We start from the raw sequence: 23,774 nt of genomic DNA on the forward strand, positions 1-23,774 counted from the left end.
AATACTCTTAATTGTCTTTAAAACTATCAATTTTCGTTCCGATACACTTCTTCCCGAGAATGAAAACCATCGGCAATAATCGTCTCATCCATATTCAACTTGTCCACTGCAATCGGCGGCAGCAAAACGGATGGGACTTCTATTTTTCCATTGTTGACTTTCCTGTTGATTGCGACAGTCTCGCCTTTCGCCATCTGCACGGCGATTTCGGCTGCTTTTTGTGTCAGTGCCTGGAGCGGCTTGTAGACTGTCATTGTTTGAGTGCCCTCGACAATTCGCTGGGCTCCCGCCAGCTCTGCGTCCTGGCCGGAGACCGGGATTTTGCCTGCCAGTCCCTGCTCGGCGAGCGCCTCGATTACGCCGCCGGCAGTTGCGTCATTTGCACAGATGACCGCATCGATCTGATTATTGTTCGCCTTCAGTGCTGCCACCATATTTTCCTTGGCATTCGCCGGAGTCCAGTCCTTCGTCCACTGATCGAAAACGACGGTGATATCTCCCCGGTCGATGTATGGCTGAAGCACGTTAAAGACACCTTTTTTGAATAGATGGGCGTTGTTATCCGTGATGGCTCCTCCTATATATACATATCTGCCCTTAGGCACTCTCAGGGTGATTGCTTCGGCCTGCAGCTCGCCAACCTGTTCATTATCAAAAGACACGTACATATCAATATCCGCATTTTTCACAAGCCGGTCATAGGCCATGACCTTGATGCCTGCCATATGCGCCTTTCTGACGATGGTCGCGGTGGCTTCCGCATTATGCGGTACAACTACAAGCACATCCACTCCCTGACTGATCAACGACTCAGCCTGGGCAATCTGCAGCACGTCATCTCCATTAGCAGCTAGAATCTCCACATCTGCCCCCTGCGCCCGCACCGCATCCCTGAACAGTTCCCGGTCTCTCAGCCAGCGTTCCTCTACAAGAGTATCCATTGTAAAACCGACTTTTATCTTTTCTTCCACAACAGATTTTGAGCCAGCTGGCGATGGCTTCGGAGGAACAGCAGCAGGTTCCTTTTCCGCTTCGCAGGCAGACAGTACGGCCATAAGAGACAGGAGCATTATGAGTGCTGCAGCTTTTATCAGGATTCTTTTCATGATTCCTCTCCCCATTCACATCTCCACTTGTGTCAGCACTGTTTGCTTAAAAGCGTTTTCCTATATTCCGTCGGCGATATACCGCACATTTTTTTGAATACCTTGCTAAAATAATTCGGTTCATGGTACCCGATTTCGAAGGTGATTTCCTTCAGGCTTTTTTCGGAATCCGCAAGCAAAGTCTTCGCTTTTTCAATCCGGCATTCTGTCAAAAAATCGATATAGTTGACGCCGAGCTTTTCCTTGAACATTTTACTGATGTAAATCGGGCTTAATCCCACCCTATTGGCCAGGGCATCAAGTGAAATATCCTCATGGGAGTGCTCGACAATGTATTGTTTGATCTTCTGGATTTTATCCGCCTCAAGCCGTTCATAGGACTCCTCATGAATCTTTCTCATCTCTCCAAGCAAATGGCTTGTTTCATTTCGGAGCTGGCGGTAATCCTGGGCCTGGAATGAATAAGTAGGTGTGTCGATTTCAATTCCCAGTTCACTCATCACCCGGGCGGCCATCCACAATAGCTCGAGAATCCGCTGCTGTGTCTGCAATAAATTCGTGCTGATGCTTGCATAGCTCTGGATGACTTCAAAAATAGTGTCTGTCACTAAGTCCCATTGCCCGAGCCTTACCTGATCGAATAACTGCTTCTCTCTTTGCCTGCCCAATTGCCCGTCACTGACTGCTCCCAGTACAAGCATATCAGCGTAAAACCGATACTTAACTGGGATTGATGTATCCATTGTGGCGTTCAATGCCTCCTGGTAGGATTGTCTGATCTGATCCAACGAACCATACGGATTCCCTATCCCTGCGAACAAGCGTGAACCAGATTCTGATTTTACCGCTGTGAGAATGTCCCTTGCCATAGAAACAGCCTGGGCCCGGAACGAATTGTCTTGTTCACGAAATACAATGATCGGCAGCTGACAGCCTGATAAAGCCCCTACCCACCCTCTGCCATTTCTCCGCACCTTCTCCTTAATTGTCTGATAGAGGTGTACGGAGCCAGCGGGAAGCAGGAGAACGATAACAAAGCTTTCACTAGAGGTTTTTGTATCGAGCATTTCCATAAGCAGATCGATATGGACCTCATGTACATGGTCGTACAGCAGCTGTGTCACTACGTCGGTTTCAACAACGCGCATAGCTTTTTCCAGCGCCTCCTGCTGCAGCTTATTCACTGCAACATCATGCTTCTCTGCTTCAATTTCCTTCAGCAGCTTCCCGACGGTATCGACGATTTCACTTGGTTTACTTGGCTTCAACAAATAATCCTTCACACCGAGCTTCAATGCGGTACGGGCATAGTCGAACATATCATAGGCTGTCACCATCACGAACTTCACCTCTGGTCGAGAGGCCCTGATCTGCTCAATTGCCTCCAGGCCGTTCATACCCGGCATCATGATATCCATCATAATCAAGTCAGGCCCGAAATTCTCCGCCATTTCTACAGCGATCTTCCCGTTCTTCGCTTGTTCAATGATCAGGCCAGGATAGGCTCTCAACAGAATCGCTTGCATGCCTTCCCGTTCAATTTGTTCGTCATCCACGATCAGGAGTTTTAACATCAACAATGGCCCTCCCCGTTTTCGGTATATTTAAGACTACCTTTGTTCCCTGTCCCATTTCGCTATGAATCTCGAAAACATCTTCATTCTGGTAAAATAAACGCAGCCGCTTTACAACGTTCGTTAGTCCGATACCGGTTGAGTGCCCGCCGGACTGGGTGATCTGCTGCCCCTCAAGTATTTGATTTATTTTTTCCTCAGGCATGCCCGGTCCGTCATCCTCAATCTCAATCCGGACCCTGTCTTCCTTATCCAAAATCCGGAACCATATAACACCGCCATCTTCTTCCGGCTCGACCGCATGGATGACCGCATTTTCAATGATCGGCTGTAAAGTCAGCCCGGGAATCTGAACCCCAAGGCAGGAATCATCAACCTCCATATGAAGCTTCAGCCTTTCCGTGAACCTCGCCTTCTGGATATCAATGTATTGCTTTAACACCGCAACTTCCTCATGCAAGGAAACCGACCTGTCAAGCCGCTTGAGGCTGTAGCGCAATAATCCGGCAACATTCACAATCATATCGCTCGTTTCTTCGGACCCTTCAAGATAAGCCTTCTTAGATAGTGTATTCAGTGTGTTGAACAGAAAATGTGGGTTGATCTGGCTTTGCAGGCTGATCAGCTGGCTCTCCTGGAGCAGGAGCTTATTTTGCTGAAGCTCATGCTCAAGCTGTGCCTTCTCTTGTATCTCTGAAATCAGGTTATTAATATTGACCCGCATATGGTCGAAGGTTTTTGCCAGGAAAGCTATTTCATCGTTGGAATCGACTTTGATCTGCAAATCGAATCGGCCCTTTGACAACTCATTTGCCGCCTCTGTCAGCTTTTCTACCGGTCTCGTAATACTTCGGGAAATCCAATAGGTTAATAGCAGGCTCAAGCTCGTAATCAGCAGCAGCAGCCAGACACCCAGCTCATTCAATGCCTTTGATTGCGCAATGATGCCGCGGTACATGAGCTCGTATGTCTTCAATTCCTTATCAAGCAGGGTAAGCGACGTCTCGGAAATGTACATCGATATCCTCGTTGCTTCAGAAAACTCATTCGCCGAATCCTCGGTTTCCTTCTCCGACTGGAACAGCATCGCCCTGTCCGCCGTTTCCATCAAACTATCAATCAGATTTATATAATTCGTTAACGCAAAATCATTTTCCGCATTTTTCAGCTTATAGACCTCGTATTTCGCCTTTGAGATTTTTTCCTTGCTGGTGCTGATATTTTCTAAATTCGCAGGCGAAGGAAGCAGCAGATAATTATTCAAATCTGTGACCAGCTGCTGGCTTGCAATAGATACCTCGTTAAAGCTCAGGTATCTTTGCAAAATATTATTATATTGGCTTTGGGTTTTATGGTTGTAGTATGTAAGCGCTATCCAAATTGCCGACATGAAAAACAGAACGACCATGGCGAGCATCCATATTTTCTTCTGTATCCTGTTCATTTTCCGTCCATCGCTTTCAGCATCCGTATATCTGTAAGGTAGCCATTTTTATCGAGAGGAACAGTCTCATTCCTCAGCCATTTCATGATCAGACTGACACTTGCCTTGCCCATTTCCTCAGGTGATTGTTCGATCACTCCATCCACTTTCCCACGCAACAGCAGTGAAAGGGAATCCGGTGCATCGTCAAACGTGTAGATATGGAAAGGTTCGACCCGGGATCGCCTGCTGATTTCCTGGATCATCGACCCGGTAATATTGGCGTTTACGGCGATAAAACCGTCGGCATCCGGCATCTTGTTCAGCATATCCCGTGTCGTGGCGATGACCTGCTCCCTCGCTTCGGTTGTTTCCGCATTAATCGTCTGGATGCCTGGATAATCCTTGAAAACATCCTGCATCCCAGTCAGCCGCTGCTGCTGATAATATTCATGGCGGCTGTCCGACATCAGGATAATTTTTCCAGTTTTATCCATATCTTTAATCATCTGAGTAGCAATCATCCTTCCGGCCATGTACTGGTCGGATCCAACATATGTCCTTCTCAGGCTTTCGGTCATAGGCACATCATTAGCAACTGTAATGATCGGGATACCATAGAACGCGGCTTTCACCTTGGTCAAATTCTTGAACTGTTCCGCATCCAACCCCTGCACGATGATTCCATCCACCTTTGAATGGATGGCAATCTCGACTTTTTTCAGGAAATCCTCCTGGTTCTTCCCATAGCTGCCCCATACCTCAAGGCTCGCTCCCTCGTCCTTCGCTTGCTTTTTTGCACCGGCCCCCACCTTATCCCAAAAAGGGGTATCAAGCTCCTGCGTAATCAGCACCAGACGGTATGGAGTTTCCTGTGAGACAGCCTTCTCGGGAACCTCCACATCTGAGCGAAACACTTTTCCCGCCGAAACAAGTGTAAAATAACAAAGAATAATTGTTAATGCAGTTAGCAGGGATATGCCTATTTTTCGCAAAAGAAGAGTCTCCTTTTCTACTAGTAAATTAGTTTCATCATACCATCTGACGGAGAATGTTCAATTGGTTTTTAATAGAGTAAAGGCCATGTGAATTCGTCTCACACAGCCTCTTCTATTTAAGGTATGGGTCAGGCCTTTTTCCGTCTGGTCATGACGTCAAAAATAACAGCTGCAGCCAGCACGCCGCCGCGGATGATGTACTGATAGGAGATGCCGACTCCAAGCAGGTTCATCCCGTTTGATAATGAAGCCATTACGATAGCACCGATGATCGCGCCTGTTACTTTACCGACACCGCCGGCAGATGAAACGCCGCCGACATAAGCTGCCGCAATCGCGTCAAGCTCGAATAATGTTCCAGCCGTTGTCGTTGCCGATTGAAGGCGGGAAGTAAATAAAATCCCTGACAGCGCAGCAAGCATCCCCATCGAACCAAAAACGATATAAGTGATCTTCTTGACGTTGATTCCGCTGAGATGAGCTGCCTCCGGATTGCTTCCGACTGCGTAAATATGTCTGCCTAATACTGTTTTTGTCGTCAGGAAGTGATAGACAAGCACAACAAGCAGCATGATGACTACTGTCCAGGAGAAGCCGTTATAGCCTGCGAGAATCCAGGTAATATAGGCAATGATCGCTGAAACAAATACTAGTTTGAGAGTGAAAATACCATTGGAAACAACTTCGAACTGGTACTTCCGCTTATTTTTCCTGGTAGTGATTTCACTGTAAATATAGATTAAAATACCGATGATTCCTACGATCAATGAAAGCAGATGAAGTCCATTCACTTCAACGATGGAAGGGATAAAGCCATTTCCGATTGCATTGAAGTGATCGTCCTTGACGATGATTGTTCCTGATTTTTCCGTCACCTGCAGCAAAGCGCCGCGGAAAATGAGCATTCCTGCCAGCGTCGCTACAAAGGAAGGAATGCCGATTTGGGCGATAAGCAGACCATTGAACATCCCGATAATGATCCCAAGCACCAGGATGATCGGAATAGTTAAGTACACGGGCACGCCCATCTGGGTAAGAAGAATTGCAGCAATTGCTCCAAGGAAGCCTGCCAAAAAGCCAACAGACAGGTCGATATGGCGGATGACGATGACCAGTGTCATCCCGACTGCAAGAACAGCGATGTAGCCAGCGGAATCGAGCAGGTTGCTGATATTGCGGGAGGACATGAACAGTCCTTCCGTCATAATTGAGAATGTGAGCATGATGACAAACAATGCGATATACATGCCGTAGTCGCGGATATTTACCTTGACCAGCGACTTCAGTTCTGTGAAAAAGTTCAAAGGGATAACCTCCTATTGCGTAGCAAGCTGCATGATATTTTCTTGATTTGCCTCATTGATGGACAACTCACCCTTGATTTGCCCTTCCGCCATGACGTACACCCGGTCGCTCATCCCGAGGACCTCGCCAAGCTCAGAGGAAATCATGATAATGCTCATGCCTTCGCTGATCAGCTTGTTCATGATTGAGTAAATTTCAAATTTGGCCCCGACATCAATACCGCGTGTCGGTTCATCCAGGATCAAAAGCTTCGGACCAACAAAGAGCCACTTGCCGAGGGACACCTTTTGCTGGTTGCCGCCGCTTAAATTCCCAACCAATTGCTCGAGTGAGGATGATTTAATATTCAAAGATTTTTTGTAGTCAGTCGCAACCTTTATTTCTTCGTTATCGTTAATGACGCCATTTGTTGACACACCCTGCAGATGCGCGGCGGATACATTGCTTTTAATATCCTGGAGCAAAAATAATCCATCACCCTTGCGATCTTCTGTAACATAGGCAATTCCGGCTTTGATGGCGTCTCGCGTATGCTTCAGCTTCCTTGATGTCCCGTTCAGAAGAAGCTCTCCTTGCAGCTTGTAGGAGCGAGGGTTTCCAAAAATGCTCAGTGCAAGCTCCGTCCTGCCTGACCCCATCAATCCGGCTATCCCAATGATTTCGCCTTTTTTCACATGGAGATTGACGTCCTTTACAACCTGCCGGCCCAGCTGGACATCATATGCCGACCACTTCTTCAATTCAAGGATGGTTTCACCAAAGGTTTTTTCTGGTCTCTTCGGATAAATATCAGCGATTTCGCGCCCAACCATATTTTTGATGATGACGCCTTCGGAAACTTCCCCTTTCGATCCATCCAGCGTGCAGATTGTCCGGCCATCCCGGAGAACTGTCGCCTGGTCGGCGATCGAAATGACTTCCTTCAGCTTGTGCGAGATCATAATGCTTGTGATACCCTGCTTTTTCAGATCACCCAATAGCTCGAGCAGGTTTTCACTGTCATCCTCATTGAGAGCAGCAGTTGGTTCGTCAAGAATGAGCAGTTTTACGTTCTTGCTTAGCGCCTTGGCGATTTCGACGAGCTGCTGCTTCCCAACGCTGAGATCCTTCACCAGCGTTTCCGGATTCACATCCAGCTTCACCTTTTTCAGCATCTCCTTCGCCTTCACGATCGTCTGGTTCCAGTCGACGATCGAGCCGCGCTTCACTTCATTGCCTGCGAAAATATTTTCATAAACCGTGAGATCAGGGAACAAGGCTAACTCCTGGTAAATAATCGCGATGCCGGCATTTACGCTGTCACTGATTCTATTAAACTGCTGAACTGCTCCTTCAAAAACGATGTCCCCCTCGTATGTGCCATAGGGATACACGCCGCTGAGCACCTTCATGAGGGTCGACTTCCCGGCCCCGTTCTCCCCTATCAGACAGTGAATCTCACCTTTTTTCACTTTAAAATTTACATCGGAGAGCGCTTTGACTCCTGTGAACTCCTTGGATATCTGGTTCATCTCCAAAATATATCCGCTCATCCTGATCCCTCCCTTAACCAAACAACTGTTGCATTTGCGGCATAGCTGCAGATTGACCTGCTGCTATGCCGCTCACATTTTATTCTAAGCCTGTGAAATCATCCGCTTTATAGTACTCAGAATCAATCAGTTCTTTTTTCACGTTTTCCTTATCGACTACGATTACATCTGTTTGTTTTGCTTTTACATCGACCTTGCCATTGTCATACGTACCTGTTGTTTCAGGCGATTTGCCATCAAGTACTGTAACGGCCATATCGATTGCATCCTTTACAAGGGTACGAACATCCTTGAATACTGTCATGGATTGCTTGCCGTCGATGATGTACTGAATTGATGCTTTTTCAGCATCCTGGCCTGTTACGACAAAGCTGGATACATCGCCATCTGTTGCGAAAACGTCAGCGATTGACCGTGCAGTTCCATCGTTTGGAGCAAGGATTGCCACATTACCCTTCATATCGGAGCCTACGGCAGTCAGATGTGTCTGTGCTTTATTTTTCGCTTCGTTTGGATCCCAGTTTGTTGTAACCTGGCCAAGAATCTTGCTTAGCTGGTCACGAGTCAATTCAGCAGTGTCCTTCAGAGACTCAGCTTCGCTTGAGTTAGCGATTTTGAATGTACCATCAGCAATCTTTGGCTGAAGCACCTTCCATGCACCCTCGAAGAACAAGAATGCGTTATTATCAGAAGCAGCACCAGCATATAGATACAGCGGCACTCCAGAGCCCTTCACATTGTCAATCAAATATTGAGCCTGCGCAGCACCTACAGCCAGGCTGTCGAATGTAACATAGTAATCTACCGCATCTGTATTTGTGATCAGACGGTCATAAGCGATAACCGTAATATCTTCCTTTTTAGCAGCTTCAACCGCAGCAGCGGCGGCATCGCCATCCTGTGGACTGATAATCAGGACCTTGATCCCTTTGTTGATCAATGTCTCCACGTTTTCCTTTTCTTTAGCAGAAGATCCCTGGCTGAAAAGAATTTCAGTGGAGTATTTTGTGTCAGCTAATGCGTCCTTGAAACGCTGCTCATCCTGTACCCAGCGCGGCTCATCCTTCGTCGGAAGCACGATACCAACGTTGACCTCGCCTCCGCCATTGTTACATCCAGCAGCCAGCACTGTGAACATCAGCACAGCCAGCATAAGAGAAATCATTTTCCAAGCTTTCTTCATTCCCATTCCCCTTTCAGAACTTGTATTTATTTGCTTACAAGTCCATTATATCTATGGAAAAAGCCTCTGAAAGCGCTATCACTAGCACTCTTTTAACATCATCTGTACTTTTTTGCGGTGGACAGGCTGCTGGGGGATTTCAGGCGTGATCTGTTGTCATCTTCTTGGAAAAATGATAAAGGTGAATCAGGTCCGTCCACAAATTTATGTACTAAATTATATTTTCGGGCATTACCTTTTAATCCTGTCTGAATGAGACCGCCTTTCGGACAGTTTTTGGCTCATTCCCCTTATTTCTGTCCGAATGAGACCGCCTTTCGGACAGTTTTTGGTTCATTCCCCTTATTTCTGTCCAAATGAGACCGCCTTTCGGACAGGAACTACATAAGAAGACATAATTCAATAGACTTTAATTTTTTTGAGTTGTTTGGAATGGGTCGTTCACTAGTCTCACTTAATTTAGTAGACAATGTTCCTTTTTTAAAAAATTAACGGGCGTCACCAAAGAGCCCACAGCTTATCTCTTTTATTACTATGAAGTTACAATTCCTTAACAACCTTCAGGAAAATACTCACCTGAACGAATCTTATATTGATAGAGGATAACGAGAATAATTGTTTAGGGACAACTAGAATTCAATTGGGAGGACTGAGAATGTTAGATTTCGAACCATATATAGATAAATTTGCTACTGTAAAAGTAATTGGAGTGGGCGGCGGCGGAAATAATGCCGTTAATCGGATGATTGAGGATGGCGTACAGGGTGTAGAGTTTATTGCTGTTAATACAGATGCCCAGGCTCTTAATATGTCAAAAGCGGAAATCAGGATGCAGATTGGCAATACGCTGACAAGAGGGCTGGGCGCAGGCGCCAACCCCGAAATTGGCAGAAAGGCAGCAGAAGAAAGCAGGCAAGAGCTCCAGGAAGTATTAAAAGGAGCTGATATGGTTTTTGTGACAGCTGGAATGGGCGGCGGCACTGGAACCGGGGCTGCACCTGCGATCGCTCAAATCGCGCGTGATGTTGGTGCTCTGACAATTGGTGTGGTGACACGTCCATTTAAATTTGAAGGAAACAAGCGTGCCCAAAATGCGGCAGCTGGAATAAAAGAGATGAAAAAAGCGGTTAACACGTTAATCATCATACCAAACGAACGATTATTAGAGGTAGTCGACAAAAGAACGCCAATGCTCGAGGCCTTCCGTGAAGCGGACAATGTCCTCAGGCAGGGTGTCCAGGGTATTTCTGATTTAATTGCCGTTCCTGGTTTAATTAACCTTGATTTTGCTGATGTAAAAACAATCATGTCGTTTCCGGGAACTGCATTAATGGGGATTGGTGTAGCCTCAGGTGAAGGGCGTGCCGTCGCAGCTGCGAAGAAAGCCATCTCCAGCCCATTGCTTGAGACCTCCATCGATGGAGCCAAGGGTGTATTATTGAATATTACTGGCGGCAAAAATTTAAGCCTGTATGAAGTTCAAGAGGCTGCAGATATAGTAGCAGAAGCAACCGGCCAGGAATTAAATATGATTTTTGGATCTGTCATTAACGAGCAGCTTGATAAAAATATCATGATCACAGTGATTGCTACTGGCTTCAACCATGATGATGAACCAGCACAAAACACTTCCCAACGCTCTTTTACAGAGGGAATAGGAACACGCCAGCCTAAACGGCAAGTACAGGCGGCACAGCATGGGTATGGTGCTTACAATGAACCTTCTCATTACGAGACCCCTGTAAACTATGCGGAACCTATAGAAGAAGAATACGAGGAGTACGTTGAATATCCTGAACAAAGAAGATATGAAGAGCCTTTACAGCGTGATCGGCAGCCACAAACACAAATACAAGAAGACCAAGATGTTCCAGCCTTCCTTCGTAAACGGAGCAGAAGGAGATAAACCAAAAGAAAGCATCCAACTGGGGTGCTTTCTTTTGTGCCAGGTGTAATTTACTATACTTAGAAGGCAAAGACCCCTTTGCTTTCCATGCTTCAGTTCATTTTCTCCTTTGCCTCGTCCTCTGCTTCCTTTATCAGCTTGTTAATATCTCCGGAAGGATAATTCAGTGCTTTTTTCTCAGCCAGCTTTGGAAATAAGTCTTTAATATCATCTGCGTAAAAACTGCCGTCCCTCGGCATTGTATGGCTTCGTACATTGAAGGGCTTTCCGCTCTGGACCAGCTTCAAAACCATCGGCACAGACATCCCGCTTCCTTCTTCAATGCCTCCACCTTTTTTGTAGTACTCCTGAATGTATGCCCATATGTATAATTCACCTTTTTCACGGTTGATCCCAGGACTTCAAAAGCACTGATGTTTTCCCCTCCGAAATTGGGTTCCATCACTTCCTGACGCAGATACTTTACAATCACCAGATGATTTTCTTCTGTAATCGTAATGGCTGACGGCTGTGAACAGCCAGCCAAAAATAACAGCAGAATCATTCCTCTCCAAAATCGAAACCTCAATACAAGCCCACCCCTCAGAAAAATACCATTTCATATTTAGACGATACACCCTGTGAGTTAGATACAATTCTTTATCAGATACAATGTCTTCTGCGAAAAAAAAAGCAAAGAGCCTAAGCCCTTTGCTTTTTACTGGTAGATATGAACGAACGGTTCATCCTGATCAGGTTTCTTGACGATGAGTGCTTCCGGCCCCATGACGGATGAGATGTTGACCTGCACGGAGACATAGTTCGGGAAGTGCTCCATCACAAGTCCTGTCACATACTGGGTGAACCCAATCGCTTCTGCTTTTCCATAGAACTGGATTGGGATGTTGATATTCAGCTCCTGCAGCTGGCCATCAAGGTAAAAACCTTTTCCGATGACGCCGTTGAAGTTAGGGAAATACGTTTCGACATCCTGCTTGAAGTTTTCGAAGAAAGTCAGATCATCCCTGTGCTCCGTCTTAGCTGTGTCAGATGGGAACAGGATGTATTCTTCGTCGACATCCTTCCAGCTGCCGATGCTATTGCTGCCCTGGGAAACCTCTGCATAAGTGAAAAAGCTCCCCGGAACGACAGAAGAACGGCTCTCCTGCTCAAACAAACCGATGGTAATCGGGACGTTGTTGAGTTCCTTTATTCCTCTCAGCCTGCTGACGACCTCCTGGGCCATTTTCTTGCCTTCCCTTTCAAGGACGTCGCGAGGAATATTCTTTTCATAGACGGCACCATACTTTTCCTTCGTATAGTAGTGGACGGAATTCATTGCGAGCCCGATTGCCACACCGCCAAGCTGATACGTACCCTTTTCCCCGCCAACCTGGACGAGGTAATTGTGCTCAAGAATATGCGCCAGATAGATCGGATTCTTTTTATTCCGTTCATGGACATCGCCTGCTCCCGAATCAAGAGGGTTCAAACCGATATTTTGGCTTTTCTTCAAGCCCTCTTTCTTCAGCTGTGCATCCGTGAACTGGCGGTTCAGCCATAAGCTAACCGTTTTGCTGTCAAGATACTGCCCTTCCTTGAAAACATACTTGTCTGTAGGGAAGGAATTTTGCGCAATCCGCATCAGGCCGGTTTCGAACTCGGTGATGTCATAGCGCGTATTCAGGTTACTGACGACCATGCCGCGGGCTTCCCCTGGCTCAAACGGCATGATTGTCCGGTAATATTTGTCCGAAATCTTGTATTTCGGGATAATCGCTTTTTCTTTTGTGTCATCATCCTTCTTCTGGACAACCTCTTCCTGCTTTTGAAAATTAGGAGCACAGGCCGTCAGCAAAAGGACAACAGATAGAGCGACCATTGAGAGCTTCCTCATGGTTTACACCTCTCTGTTTTGCTTTTTTCGCATGGATTTGTAACAAATAGTTCTGTTTATCTAGTCTGGTGATTTCCATTCCAGCGCTTCGCAGTCCGCAGAAAATAGTTTTGTATTACACAACCTAACTTAGAGAGCTTAGGGCCTCCAAAAGAACCTACTTATTCAATTCCTCAAGCATTCTCTCTTCGTTCCAGACTTCAATGCCGAGGCTTTCTGCTTTTGCCAGCTTCGACCCTGCGTCTTCGCCTGCAATGACGAGGTCGGTTTTCTTGCTGACGCTTCCGGCTACGTTGCCGCCAAGCGCCTCAATTTTTTCCTTCGCTTCATTCCGGGACATTTGCTCGAGCTTTCCGGTGAGCACGATCGTTTTACCGGCAAAAATTGAATCTGAGTCTTCAGCCGATACCTTTCTTGGTCCTTTATATTCCATATTGACGCCTGCAGCCTTAAGCTCGGCAACCAAATCCTTCACTTCATCGCTGTCAAAATAGGTCACGACTGAATCTGCCATCTTGTCGCCGATCTCATTGATCGCCGTCAATTCATCTCGCGCTGCCTGCATAAGCTGGTCCATTGTTTCGAATTCCTGGGCTAGCGTCTTGGCCGCTTTCGCACCAACAAGGCGGATGCCAAGGCCAAACAACAGCTTCTCAAGCGAATTGGATTTGGAAGCTTCGATCGCTGACAGCAGGTTATTGACGGATTTTTCACCCATACGCTCCAGCGCCAGCAGCTGCTCGCGAGTCAGCTTGTAAATATCAGCCACATCCTTGATCAGCTGTTCAGCAAAAAGCTGGCTTACCACTCGTTCGCCAAGGCCGTCAATGTTCATCGCATCGCGGGAAACGAAATGGATCAGGCCCTCCCTGATTTGAGCCGGACACTTAGGGTTGATGCAGCGAAGAGCTACTTCCCCTTCAATCCTGACCAGCTCGCTTTCGCACTCTGGGCAATGGGTCGGCATATGGAATTCGACTTCCTCGCCTGTCCTTTGCTCTACAAGTACGTTGACGACTTCCGGAATAATGTCACCGGCTTTTTTCACGACGACTTTATCACCGATTTTAATATCTTTTTCACGAATGAGGTCTTCATTGTGGAGAGACGCTCTTCCAACCGTTGTACCGGCAACCTGAACAGGTTCCAGGATGGCAGTTGGCGTAACGACACCTGTCCGTCCGACACTTAATTCGATATCCTTCAAGGTTGTGACGACTTCTTCAGCCGGGAACTTGTAGGCAATTGCCCAGCGCGGGCTCTTTGCTGTAGTGCCAAGTTCGGCCTGCTGATCAAAAGAATCAACCTTGATGACGATGCCGTCGATGTCATAAGGAAGATTTGGGCGTTTTTCAACCCAGCTGTTCACATATTCGATGACACCCTCGATATCGGCCACTTTTCTGCGTTCTTTATTCGTCTTGAAGCCAAGTTTCTCAAGATAATCGAGGCCCTCACTATGGGATTCAATCCCGGTATTGCCTACATCGGCAATTCCATAAAGGAACACATCAAGACTTCGCGATGCCGCGATTTTTGGATCAAGCTGGCGAAGGGAGCCTGCTGCCGCATTGCGTGGATTTGCGAATGGCTCTTCTTCTTTTTCCAGCCTGGCCTTGTTCAGCTTTTCAAAGGACTTCTTCGGCATGAACGCTTCACCGCGGACCTCAAGCGAGACAGGATCCTTCAGGCGGATCGGCAGTGAGCGGATCGTCCTTAAATTAGACGTAATATCCTCACCTGTCGTTCCATCCCCGCGGGTAGCACCGCGGACAAACATGCCATCTTCATAAATGAGCGAAACAGCCAGTCCATCGATTTTCAGCTCGCACACATAAGCAACATTGTCACCAACACCCTGGCGCACCCTGCGGTCAAAATCACGCAGATCCTGATCATCAAAGGCATTGCCAAGGCTCAGCATCGGCGTGGCATGCTGCACCTTATTGAACATCGTCAAAATCTCGCCGCCGACACGAAGCGTTGGCGAATCAGGAGTCTGCAATTCCGGATATTGCTCCTCGATTTCAATCAGTTCCCTTAACAGGCGGTCGTATTCCGCATCAGGAACCGATGGCTGGTCAAGAACATAATATTCGTATCCATATTGATTAAGCAGATTTTGCAAATCCTTGGCTTTTTTCTCAGCGCTCTGAAAATCCATAAATCCAGCCCTTTCTAACCGAAAAGCTCAGGGCGCCTTGGTCAACCCCGAAAGTCGCTGGCCGACTAAAACCGCCACGTCCTGTGGCAACGTCGGCACTAGGACATCGTGTCCGTCGGAGGGCCTGACATTGAAGTCGTTCTTTGACTTCATTGGCAGGACCGAAATCGAAATGTATAGCCGACTGCCCAGAAACGCAGAAACTGGAGACTCCGACAAAGAAGCGCTTTTTGCTTCTGCGGGCCGAGTTGAAGTTTCGGAGTTTCTAGGAGGCGAAACTAGACAAGCGACTCGAGGGGCTAGGCGCTGGAGCTAGACAGTAATTTAATTTGTAAAAATGATATTATTACACCTTCTGAATCGGCGCGAATTTTGCCAGCAGGCGCTTGATGCCTGTCGGGCTTGGGAACGCGATGTCAAGCTCCAAACCTTCGCCGGCGCCTTTTACGCTGACGACTGTGCCTGTTCCCCACTTGCCATGCTGGGCTTTGTCGCCAACCTTCCAGCTGATGTCTTCTCCTCCGCTTGAGGCCGCAACAGGCCGCGTAACTGCACCGCGCTGTGGCATCATCGGTCTTGCCGCTGGTCTGGCGCTGCTTACTGGTGAAGTTCTCTTCGGTTTCGGAGCGGCATCCTCGACCAATTCAGCCGGAATTTCCTTGATGAACCTTGATTCAGGGTTCATATTCGTGCGCCCAAATAAGGTACGCATTTGTGCATTCGTGATGAAGAGCTCTTCCTCGGCACGCGTGATTCCCACGTACGCCAGCCGGCGCTCCTCCTCCATCTCAGCTTCTTCCATTAATGAACGGCTGTGCGGGAATACTCCCTCTTCCATACCGATCAGGAAGACAACAGGGAACTCAAGGCCCTTAGCTGAGTGAAGTGTCATCAGTGTGACAAAATCAGTTTTCTTCTGGCCATCATCATCAAGGCGGTCGATGTCCGCTACAAGCGCAAGGTCTGTCAGGAATGCGACCAGAGATTTATCTTCACTGCTTTCTTCAAAGCTGTTTGTTACGGTTAAAAATTCATCCAAGTTCTCAAGCCGGCTCTGTGATTCAATCGATTTTTCCGCCTTTAGCATGTCTCGGTAGCCAGTTTTATCAAGGACTTCCTCTACAAGCTCAGTTACAGACAAGTATTCCTGCTGCTGAGTGTAGTTGCGGATCAGGTTGCGGAACTCGATTGCTGCCTTTTCGGCTTTCGGGCTGAGTCCAATCATCTCGATTGCTTCAAGCGCCTGGAACATGGACATATCATGCATAGTGGCGAAGTTGGCGATTTTATCAATTGAAGTAGAACCAATCGCGCGCTTCGGTACGTTGATGACCCTCGTCAAGCTGATGTCATCATCCGGATTCGAAATCAGGCGGAGGTAAGCAAGGATATCCTTGATTTCCTTCCTGTCATAGAACTTGATGCCGCCGACAATTGAGTATTCGATGTTGGACTTCAGGAACGATTCCTCGATTACACGGGACTGAGCGTTCGTACGGTAAAGGATCGCGATATCGGACAGCTTGCGGCCGTTCCTGATGAGCTCCTGGATTTTACCGATGACGAACTGTGCTTCACCCTGCTCGCTGTCAGCGCGGTAATACATGATTTTATTGCCCTCGGAATTTTCTGTCCAGAGATTTTTCGGCTTTCGGTTCATGTTGTTCTGGATGACCATGTTCGCCGCTAATAGAATCTTCTTTGTTGAGCGATAGTTTTGCTCAAGCAAAATGACATTCGCTTTTGGATAATCCTTTTCAAATGAAAGGATGTTTGCGATGTCAGCTCCGCGCCAGCGATAGATCGACTGGTCGGAATCACCGACGACGCAAAGGTTCTGGAAGCGCTGCGCCAGCAATTTTACAAGCATATACTGTGCTCTGTTCGTATCCTGATACTCATCGACATGGATATACTGGAATTTGCGCTGATAGTATTCAAGCACCTCAGGCACACGGATGAACAAGTTGATCGTTGTCATGATCAAGTCATCGAAATCAAGCGCATTGTTTTTGCGCAGTCTGCGCTGGTACTCCTCATACACATCGCTGACCTTCTGCGAGAAATAGTCGCCAGCTGTTTTCGCATACTCCTCCGGTGTGATCAGTTCGTTTTTAGCCGAGCTGATTGTCCCGAGGATCGCACGCGGATCGAATTTCTTAGGATCCATATTCTTGTCCTTAAGGATTGATTTAATGACAGATTGCTGGTCAGTCGAATCAAGAATCGTGAAATTGCGGTTAAAGCCGAGGCGGTCAATGTCTCTGCGCAGAATGCGCACACACATGGAGTGGAAAGTCGAAATCCAGATGTCGTCGGCTGCACCGCCCATCATCTTCTGGATCCTCTCGCGCATCTCCCGCGCTGCTTTATTCGTGAACGTGATCGCCAGGATGTTATAAGGGTTTATCCCCTTTTCCACCATTAAATATGCAATCCTGTGCGTCAATACTCTTGTCTTGCCGCTGCCCGCACCAGCCATCAATAGCAGCGGGCCGTCCAATGTCTTGACAGCCTTCTGCTGCTCGGGATTCAAACCATTCAATAACTTATCCGTTAAAAATTGCATAAACTCCTCACCACCATACAAACATTTGTTCTTATTATTTTATCCTAAATACACAACGTATACAATCACACAAATTAACGCGCCACCGCGCCGGGGGTCTGACCCCCACCACTTCACCGCATCACCGTACCGGGGGTCTGACCCCCACCGCTTTAATGTGATGAAGCGGTGGCGGCGGCTACTGTTTTTATTGCTTCTTCGAGGTTGCTGTAGACGACGTTTCCGACTACAATGACATCGGCAAGCTTGGCCATTTCGGCTGCCTGGTCTGCGGTCTCAATTCCTCCGCCGTAGAAGAGCACGGTTTGATCGAGGACACTTTTTGCCGCTTTGACGACCTCGGGATCACCGTAGGTGCCGCTATATTCTAAATAGAAAATTGGCAGGCTGAACATCTTCTCTGCCATCATCGCATAGGCCCTGACATCTTCAATATCAAGGTCTGTCTTCGCTTCTGTCAGCTGGGCAGCCTTGCATTCGGGATTCAGGATGCAATAGCCCTCCATCTTGACCTCGTCCCAATCCATCAGATCGCCGTACTCCTTCACCGCATCATGGTGCAGGCCGGTGATCCATTGCGGATTGCCGCTGTTCAGCACAGTCGGAATATAGTAAAAATCGAAGCCTGGTGTAATCGAATCTATAGTAGAAACCTCAAGAATGCAAGGAACCGTATAACGGCGGACTCGGGACATTAAATCAAGGACTCCTTCAAGAGTGACTCCATCCGTCCCTCCTACCATGATCGCGTCGGTTCCAGACTCGCAGATTCTATCAAGTTCTTCATCAGTAATCTCTTTATTAGGGTCGAGTTTAAACACATGTTTCCACTCGCGAACATCGTACATCCTTGAATTGCCCCCATTCTATATTTCCATTCCACCATTATAGCATTTGTTCATCCCAGACAAAAAGGAAACATCAGGTTAAAAGGACAATTTCCAGCTTGATTGATCATGAGCTGTTTTCGCCTTACAATCCACCCTGCGGAATCAGCGGGCACGATCGCTTCCCAGCCAAAGAAAGCACAAAAAGAGCTTGCAAAAGGCAAGCTCCAAGTTAAAATAAATATGGTTCATTTTCAAGGCGGCTTCCGGCATAACATCCCGCTTGAACCCCACCGCTATTCCGAAGTCAGCTCTCTCCGGTTTGCTGCCTGCGGAGGCTGTTCAAGCCAGCCGTTCTCGATAAGCAGGTCGGCAGCATCTTCCGCGTACAGCCCCACTTTCATCAACACTTTTCCATATAAAAGACCGATATCCTTCCGTCCATTAACAGCCATTGAGTTCCCGAATGACCTGACCTTCATCGAGAACATATCAGCTTTATGGACAAGCATGATTTTATCCGAAAATGGCGCTGTCGTGGAACTGGTCACCAAATGATCCAACAAAGCAGGTGAAGGCAAATTTTGCTGATGAAGTTTCTCCTTTAGCTGATCCACCATTTTATCCGTCATCTCGACTCCCCTGATAAAAAACTCACGGATTTGCTCCGATTTGACTACCTGGCTGAAGCCCATCAGCAACGCCTTGCTGGTAACATTGTTTTCGATATTGTCATAAAGATGAGTGACTTCCAGGGCATGGAGCGGGCGGAGTTTCCCTCCAATTCCATTGAAGTAAGACTTCCGCTCAACGAAGTCAACCTTTTCAGGAACTGGCAGCACCGGTGGTTTGATGATAAACCCTTTGTCCATCAGAAGCCCATTGATTTGCGCCAAAAGCTCCTCAGTTGCCGTTAGGCATTTCACAAAAAACTCCCTGACATCCAGTCTCATCACGAGCGGAATCGCAATTGCATAAATGCTCATCCCGGCCTTGGCGGCATATTTCAAATAATGCACGTAAAATTCATCTTCAAACAGTCTTGGAGCGCTGAGGTTCACGTCCTTCTCATTGAAGCCATGAGGAATCGGGAAATTTTCTCCCTCTAAAAACACTTTAATGGTTGCCATGAAATCCTCTGTCAGATGCAGGGCATTTTCAAGCAATGTTTTTATATCTTCATCTTTTACATTCCGGAGGAAATACCTCAGGATCGTGGAAGACATGCTGTTTCCCATGTACGTCGCCCATAGCTTTGCCATTTCGACAGAAGTAAATTTTTCGGTGGGATTCATTTTGGATGAATCAAAATGGATTGGTTTTAGAGATGACATGCTATACCCCTTATCCTAAATTTACCTTTAGTTTCTTCTTACCCGGAAAAATTTATTCAGATTGCAGTCCCTAAAATCACAGTCACCCAGTTCAAATTAAAAAGGACGAGAACCTTTTAACGGCCCTCATCCTTCACTCTTCTAGCTTATACTTCTTCCTTCGCTTCCTGCTCTTCCATTTCCTTCAGCCGGTCCAAAGCCAATTCATAAGCGTCGTTGCCGTAATTCAGGCAGCGCTTAACCCTCGAAATCGTCGCAGTGCTCGCACCTGTTTCCGTTTCGATTTTATGGTATGTCTTGCCTTCGCGCAGCATGCGTGCAACCTCAAGGCGCTGTGCCAGCGATTGGATTTCGTTCACTGTCGCAAGGTCGTCGAAAAAGCGATATGCTTCATCTAAATCCTTCAGCGACAAAATCGCTTTGAAAAGCTGATCTAATTCTTTACCTCTTAATTTATCAAGTTGCATATATTCTACCCCTTATATCCTCAAATTTTTTCGCCTTATTGCTGTGAGTCGAATGAGACATCGCTGATTGCTGGGACAATGTTGATCCATGTCTTCCCGGGAACGAAACCAGCTTTTACCCCATCCTTATAAGGGATGATTCTGCCAGCTTCATTTTTCCATTGTATCTCATTGACTTTGCCTCTTTGAAAAAGAAACCCCTTGCCACCGGAGGTAAGATTGACTGCCCTGCGGCCTGCCGAATCAATGATGGCATGATCCATCTGCACCACAAGCAGATTGTCGATCAGCACAGGTTCCTTAGTATCAAGGTCAGCTGTTTCTTCCTTGCCGGAAAAGCGATGGTATTTTCCTGCTTCTCCATCGTATTCATAGATTAAATCAAACGACGGCGTTCCATAGGATACCATTATATCCTCAGCAGCCATACCATCCAAAGCATCGAATTCCTCTTTGCTTAAAAAAGCTGCTGACTCCGGCGCCTGATCCATCTCATATCCTCGCTTCTCTGCACCCTTCAGCATATTATCATAGGTAATATATGAATTGTGCGGAGCCTTGCGGAAGCTTGCCCTTTTAAACAAGGAGCCGTCATATTGAATGCCATTGATGTTGTCGATGTCCCCGCGGTCGAGCATTTCCTTTGCGTCAGGACTGTACCCATGGGCGACAAAAAAGCTGTCATACCCTGATGCCAAATTGATGAAATAATCCCGGGCGCTTCGGATTGGCCCCACCTTTTCAGGCTTTTCACTCTGGTAAATCGCGATCAGCCTGGTTACTTCCCCTTCAGCCAAAACTTCATAGATAAGATCGGCTTCATTCAGACCCGACTGCGGCCTTGCTTTCGGATGGTTATTTACGACCACGGCAATCGCTCTGCCCGCAGGTTCGTCTTTCGTTCCAATCCCCGTCAGCGGGAATTGGTATGGAAGCTCTTCAGCCTCTTTTACAACCTCTTCCACTTCTTTCTCTTTCTGTGGTTTGGCTGCATCCTTCTTTGTCTCTGTCTCTTTACTGCTGCACCCGGCTGCCAGGATCATTACGGCTGCCGTTGCAACGATCCACTTTTTTATCATTCTCGCCACCCCTGTGAACTCCCAGTTCCTCATGGCTGTTTATGTCTAGATGCACTTTTATATTTTAACGCATTATCGTTGGAAAGAGTATCGTTTTTTTCATGACGTCATAGATGCCCTGCTGCGTAATCCGGATGTATGGCAAATGCGTTGACGAGAAGAAAAGCAGCGAATAAATCGGGTCTGCAAACTTATATCCTTTTTCCCGTAAATATTCAAGCAGCTGTTTTTCCTCGGCCATCAATTCCCCGACTGGATGGCTCGACATAATCCCTTGCAGCCTTAGCGGAATCTCACCGACAACAGCACCATCCTCACAGGCAACGATGCCCCCGCCGATCTCCTTCATCCTGTTAAAAGCGGCCATCATATCCTGCTTGCTTTTCCCGATCAGGATGATGTCCCCAGTATTCGAGAAGGAGCTTGCAAGCCCCTGCAAATCCGTGGCAAAGCCCTTTAGCAGGGTATTGATCCGCCACTCACCATTCCGGTCAATCAGCATGAAAAAGCACTCATCATGATTCGCCGGCAGCTGATCGCCTGACACATCGATTGAAATCGAGTATGGCTTTGTAATCACCGCATTCTCCATCTTTATTCCGAATGGCATGGAGAACTGCAGGTCATCCATTGTCAGCTCCCAGTCAATCTTCAACGGATCGAAGCCCATCTGGTTCCAGTCGATTTCCGCGGCAGCATCGATTGCATTGCCATCGCGCTTGACCCACTGTCCTTTTGCCAGTACGGAAACCGGCGTTGGCTCACGCTCATCCTGTAGGAAATTGATGTTCGCAACCCGGCCTGTCACAATATTTCCGTGAAGATGCTCGAAATTATAATAGCGGGCAACATTGATGGTCGCCATATTGTACGCATCGATTACCGGCACTCCTTTTTCCAGAGCGATCCTGATCAGCTCATCGATTACGCCTTTTTCATAAAACGCCGTCGATGCCCCATCGGTGGTCATCATGAAGCGGTCATATACCGCGATATCAAGCTCATGGATTTCATCCAGCAGCTTCGGCAGGTCCGGCCTGATTGACGAATGCCTCAAGCTGACCATATATCCCTGCAGCAGCCTTCTCCTGACTTCCTCACCGGTCATTGCCTCATGGTCGCAATCCGCGCCAAACAGCATCATCTTTGCGAGCGTTTTTTCAGAAGCGCCTGGGAAATGTCCTTCTATTTTCTTATGAAGGCGCTTCGTCTCCTGCATCCAGTGAAGGATCATATCGTCCCCGTTCATCAGCTTCGGCCAGCATGTCAGCTCCCCGCCCTGCACGACATTCTCATGCTCCAGCCATGACCTGACATTTCCATTGGAGAAAACATCCTCCTCATGCTGGATTTCCGTCTGAGCATCAAACCGGCACCACCAGTACATCGTCACCGGGTTATCATTCAGTTCATTTATAAAAGAAAACGCTTTCTTTTTACCTAATTGTAAAGCCAGCACCATATTGTCGCTGATCATCGTCGTCGTCCCCGTCTGTGATGCATAGGCAGCAAAAGAATGGGGATTATAAAGTTGAAACGGATGGGCATGAGGTTCAATATAGCCCGGCACCAGCTTAAGCCCGGTGCAATCCACTATTTCACACTGCTTTGTATTTTCAGGCAGATTATCACCAACATAAACAATCCGGTCCTTGTAGATCCAGATATTCGCCGTCATCCATTTACGGAACGTCTGGTTCAAATAAGTTGCATTCGTCAGCAAGATCGTCGGTGAAAGGGTGCCGTCCACAACAGCAGCATGGTTGCGCAATTGTCTGTTTTTCCATCGATAACGTTGTTCCATACCATGTTCCCCTTTTCTTTCTATATAAAAGTCAGTTGTTAAGATTTAAAAGTAAACTTGCTTTTCAGCAAAAGAAAGCCCTTACATTATTGGTTCTAATGGTAACATATTTCGTCGTTTAACGCACTAAAGAATTACAAATTAACTGTAAATTCTTCGTAAAGGAGCGATTTGTAAATGAATGTCCGCCCGAATATTGGAATCATTAACGCACTTGTCAGGATCACAATTGGATTGACGGTTCTTGCATGGTCAACCTCCAAAATGGTCAAGCGTCCGTGGAAGGATTCATACATCTTCATGGCCATGCTTGGCGCGATGAAGGTCGGAGAGGGTATTGTCCGCTACTGCCCGCTTACTGCGGCTTATGAAAAAGGCCAGGATATGATGGAAGAAAAGAACGCCGCTAACGGTGACAGCGAGGGCTGGATTCCTTATAACCCAAGCTGATATCGTGAGGACTACTAAATACAAGGAGCCCCCAACTTGTGCTGGGGGCTCTCTCAAAAAGGAGATGATACTATGTTCTGGGAATACCTGCTGGATGTCAGCTTCGTATGGATTGCCCTTGTAGGCAGCATCATTGCCCTGCTGCTTGTTTATACAAATAAAAGACGCGCACGCTGA

Annotated in this window: 21 protein-coding genes; 4 read left to right on the plus strand and 17 right to left on the minus strand. The window is 47.2% G+C overall.

Annotated elements, in window-relative coordinates; translation table 11 throughout:
* Positions 1–26: 26 nt before the first annotated feature.
* The 7 genes from xylF to AC3EBE_RS12380 all read right to left on the minus strand — a co-directional run bounded on the left by xylF (position 27) and on the right by AC3EBE_RS12380 (position 9,121).
* Entirely contained in the window at positions 27–1,106 is a 1,080-nt protein-coding gene (xylF, locus tag AC3EBE_RS12350; RefSeq protein ID WP_488595336.1) for a D-xylose ABC transporter substrate-binding protein, read from the minus strand.
* Positions 1,107–1,138: 32 nt separating this feature from the next.
* On the minus strand, positions 1,139–2,680 hold the full coding sequence (locus AC3EBE_RS12355; protein ID WP_488595375.1) for a response regulator: 1,542 nt from the start codon (positions 2,678–2,680) through the stop codon (positions 1,139–1,141).
* The gene (locus tag AC3EBE_RS12360; protein WP_488595337.1) at positions 2,655–4,124 is read right to left on the minus strand and encodes a sensor histidine kinase; all 1,470 of its coding nucleotides are present in this window, start codon (positions 4,122–4,124) and stop codon (positions 2,655–2,657) included. The genes AC3EBE_RS12355 and AC3EBE_RS12360 overlap by 26 nt, the downstream gene beginning before the upstream one ends.
* Positions 4,121–5,098: a substrate-binding domain-containing protein gene (locus AC3EBE_RS12365; RefSeq protein ID WP_488595338.1), complete on the minus strand. Its 978-nt coding sequence runs from the start codon at positions 5,096–5,098 to the stop codon at positions 4,121–4,123. Before AC3EBE_RS12365 ends, AC3EBE_RS12360 begins: the two co-directional genes overlap by 4 nt.
* A gap of 131 nt (positions 5,099–5,229) precedes the next feature.
* Positions 5,230–6,405: a sugar ABC transporter permease gene (locus AC3EBE_RS12370; RefSeq protein WP_488595339.1), complete on the minus strand. Its 1,176-nt coding sequence runs from the start codon at positions 6,403–6,405 to the stop codon at positions 5,230–5,232.
* Positions 6,406–6,417: 12 nt separating this feature from the next.
* Positions 6,418–7,938: an ATP-binding cassette domain-containing protein gene (locus AC3EBE_RS12375; RefSeq protein ID WP_488595340.1), complete on the minus strand. Its 1,521-nt coding sequence runs from the start codon at positions 7,936–7,938 to the stop codon at positions 6,418–6,420.
* A 79-nt stretch (positions 7,939–8,017) separates the two neighbouring features.
* Entirely contained in the window at positions 8,018–9,121 is a 1,104-nt protein-coding gene (locus AC3EBE_RS12380) for a sugar ABC transporter substrate-binding protein (protein WP_488595341.1), read from the minus strand.
* A 655-nt stretch (positions 9,122–9,776) separates the two neighbouring features.
* Between AC3EBE_RS12380 and ftsZ the strand changes: the two genes are divergently transcribed.
* The gene (gene ftsZ / locus AC3EBE_RS12385) at positions 9,777–11,027 is read left to right on the plus strand and encodes a cell division protein FtsZ (RefSeq protein WP_488595342.1); all 1,251 of its coding nucleotides are present in this window, start codon (positions 9,777–9,779) and stop codon (positions 11,025–11,027) included.
* A gap of 92 nt (positions 11,028–11,119) precedes the next feature.
* Here the strand turns inward: ftsZ and AC3EBE_RS12390 are convergent, their stop codons facing one another.
* From AC3EBE_RS12390 to ligA, 4 genes are all read right to left on the minus strand, one after another.
* Entirely contained in the window at positions 11,120–11,332 is a 213-nt protein-coding gene (locus AC3EBE_RS12390) for a hypothetical protein (RefSeq protein WP_488595343.1), read from the minus strand.
* Complete coding sequence (locus AC3EBE_RS12395; protein WP_488595344.1) at positions 11,311–11,595, minus strand: hypothetical protein; 285 nt, start codon at positions 11,593–11,595, stop codon at positions 11,311–11,313. Before AC3EBE_RS12395 ends, AC3EBE_RS12390 begins: the two co-directional genes overlap by 22 nt.
* Positions 11,596–11,724: 129 nt before the next feature.
* Positions 11,725–12,903, minus strand: coding sequence for a CamS family sex pheromone protein (locus tag AC3EBE_RS12400; protein WP_488595345.1), 1,179 nt, complete (start codon positions 12,901–12,903; stop codon positions 11,725–11,727).
* A 157-nt stretch (positions 12,904–13,060) separates the two neighbouring features.
* Positions 13,061–15,067, minus strand: coding sequence for an NAD-dependent DNA ligase LigA (gene ligA, locus AC3EBE_RS12405; protein WP_488595346.1), 2,007 nt, complete (start codon positions 15,065–15,067; stop codon positions 13,061–13,063).
* A gap of 130 nt (positions 15,068–15,197) precedes the next feature.
* Between ligA and AC3EBE_RS12410 the strand changes: the two genes are divergently transcribed.
* On the plus strand, positions 15,198–15,383 hold the full coding sequence (locus tag AC3EBE_RS12410; RefSeq protein WP_488595347.1) for a hypothetical protein: 186 nt from the start codon (positions 15,198–15,200) through the stop codon (positions 15,381–15,383).
* Positions 15,384–15,413: 30 nt separating this feature from the next.
* On the opposite strand, the gene pcrA is transcribed toward AC3EBE_RS12410, so the two are convergent.
* From pcrA to AC3EBE_RS12440, 6 genes are all read right to left on the minus strand, one after another.
* Positions 15,414–17,636, minus strand: coding sequence for a DNA helicase PcrA (gene pcrA / locus AC3EBE_RS12415; protein WP_488595348.1), 2,223 nt, complete (start codon positions 17,634–17,636; stop codon positions 15,414–15,416).
* Positions 17,637–17,788: 152 nt separating this feature from the next.
* Positions 17,789–18,484 carry a heptaprenylglyceryl phosphate synthase gene (pcrB, locus tag AC3EBE_RS12420; RefSeq protein ID WP_488595349.1) on the minus strand — a complete coding sequence of 232 codons (696 nt, stop codon included), beginning with the start codon at positions 18,482–18,484 and terminating at the stop codon, positions 17,789–17,791.
* 275 nt (positions 18,485–18,759) lie between these two features.
* Positions 18,760–19,797 carry a DUF3231 family protein gene (locus AC3EBE_RS12425; RefSeq protein WP_488595350.1) on the minus strand — a complete coding sequence of 346 codons (1,038 nt, stop codon included), beginning with the start codon at positions 19,795–19,797 and terminating at the stop codon, positions 18,760–18,762.
* A 146-nt stretch (positions 19,798–19,943) separates the two neighbouring features.
* Complete coding sequence (locus AC3EBE_RS12430) at positions 19,944–20,264, minus strand: YerC/YecD family TrpR-related protein (protein WP_488595351.1); 321 nt, start codon at positions 20,262–20,264, stop codon at positions 19,944–19,946.
* A gap of 35 nt (positions 20,265–20,299) precedes the next feature.
* Positions 20,300–21,343, minus strand: a complete 1,044-nt coding sequence (locus tag AC3EBE_RS12435; RefSeq protein ID WP_488595352.1) for a DUF3048 domain-containing protein — start codon at positions 21,341–21,343, stop codon at positions 20,300–20,302.
* A gap of 64 nt (positions 21,344–21,407) precedes the next feature.
* Positions 21,408–23,147, minus strand: a complete 1,740-nt coding sequence (locus AC3EBE_RS12440; protein ID WP_488595353.1) for an adenine deaminase C-terminal domain-containing protein — start codon at positions 23,145–23,147, stop codon at positions 21,408–21,410.
* Positions 23,148–23,324: 177 nt separating this feature from the next.
* Between AC3EBE_RS12440 and AC3EBE_RS12445 the strand changes: the two genes are divergently transcribed.
* Both AC3EBE_RS12445 and AC3EBE_RS12450 read left to right on the plus strand, forming a co-directional pair.
* Positions 23,325–23,597, plus strand: coding sequence for a YgaP family membrane protein (locus AC3EBE_RS12445; protein ID WP_488595354.1), 273 nt, complete (start codon positions 23,325–23,327; stop codon positions 23,595–23,597).
* A gap of 72 nt (positions 23,598–23,669) precedes the next feature.
* Positions 23,670–23,774: an EYxxD motif small membrane protein gene (locus AC3EBE_RS12450; RefSeq protein WP_488595355.1), complete on the plus strand. Its 105-nt coding sequence runs from the start codon at positions 23,670–23,672 to the stop codon at positions 23,772–23,774.

The organism is Mesobacillus sp. (genome assembly GCF_057785455.1).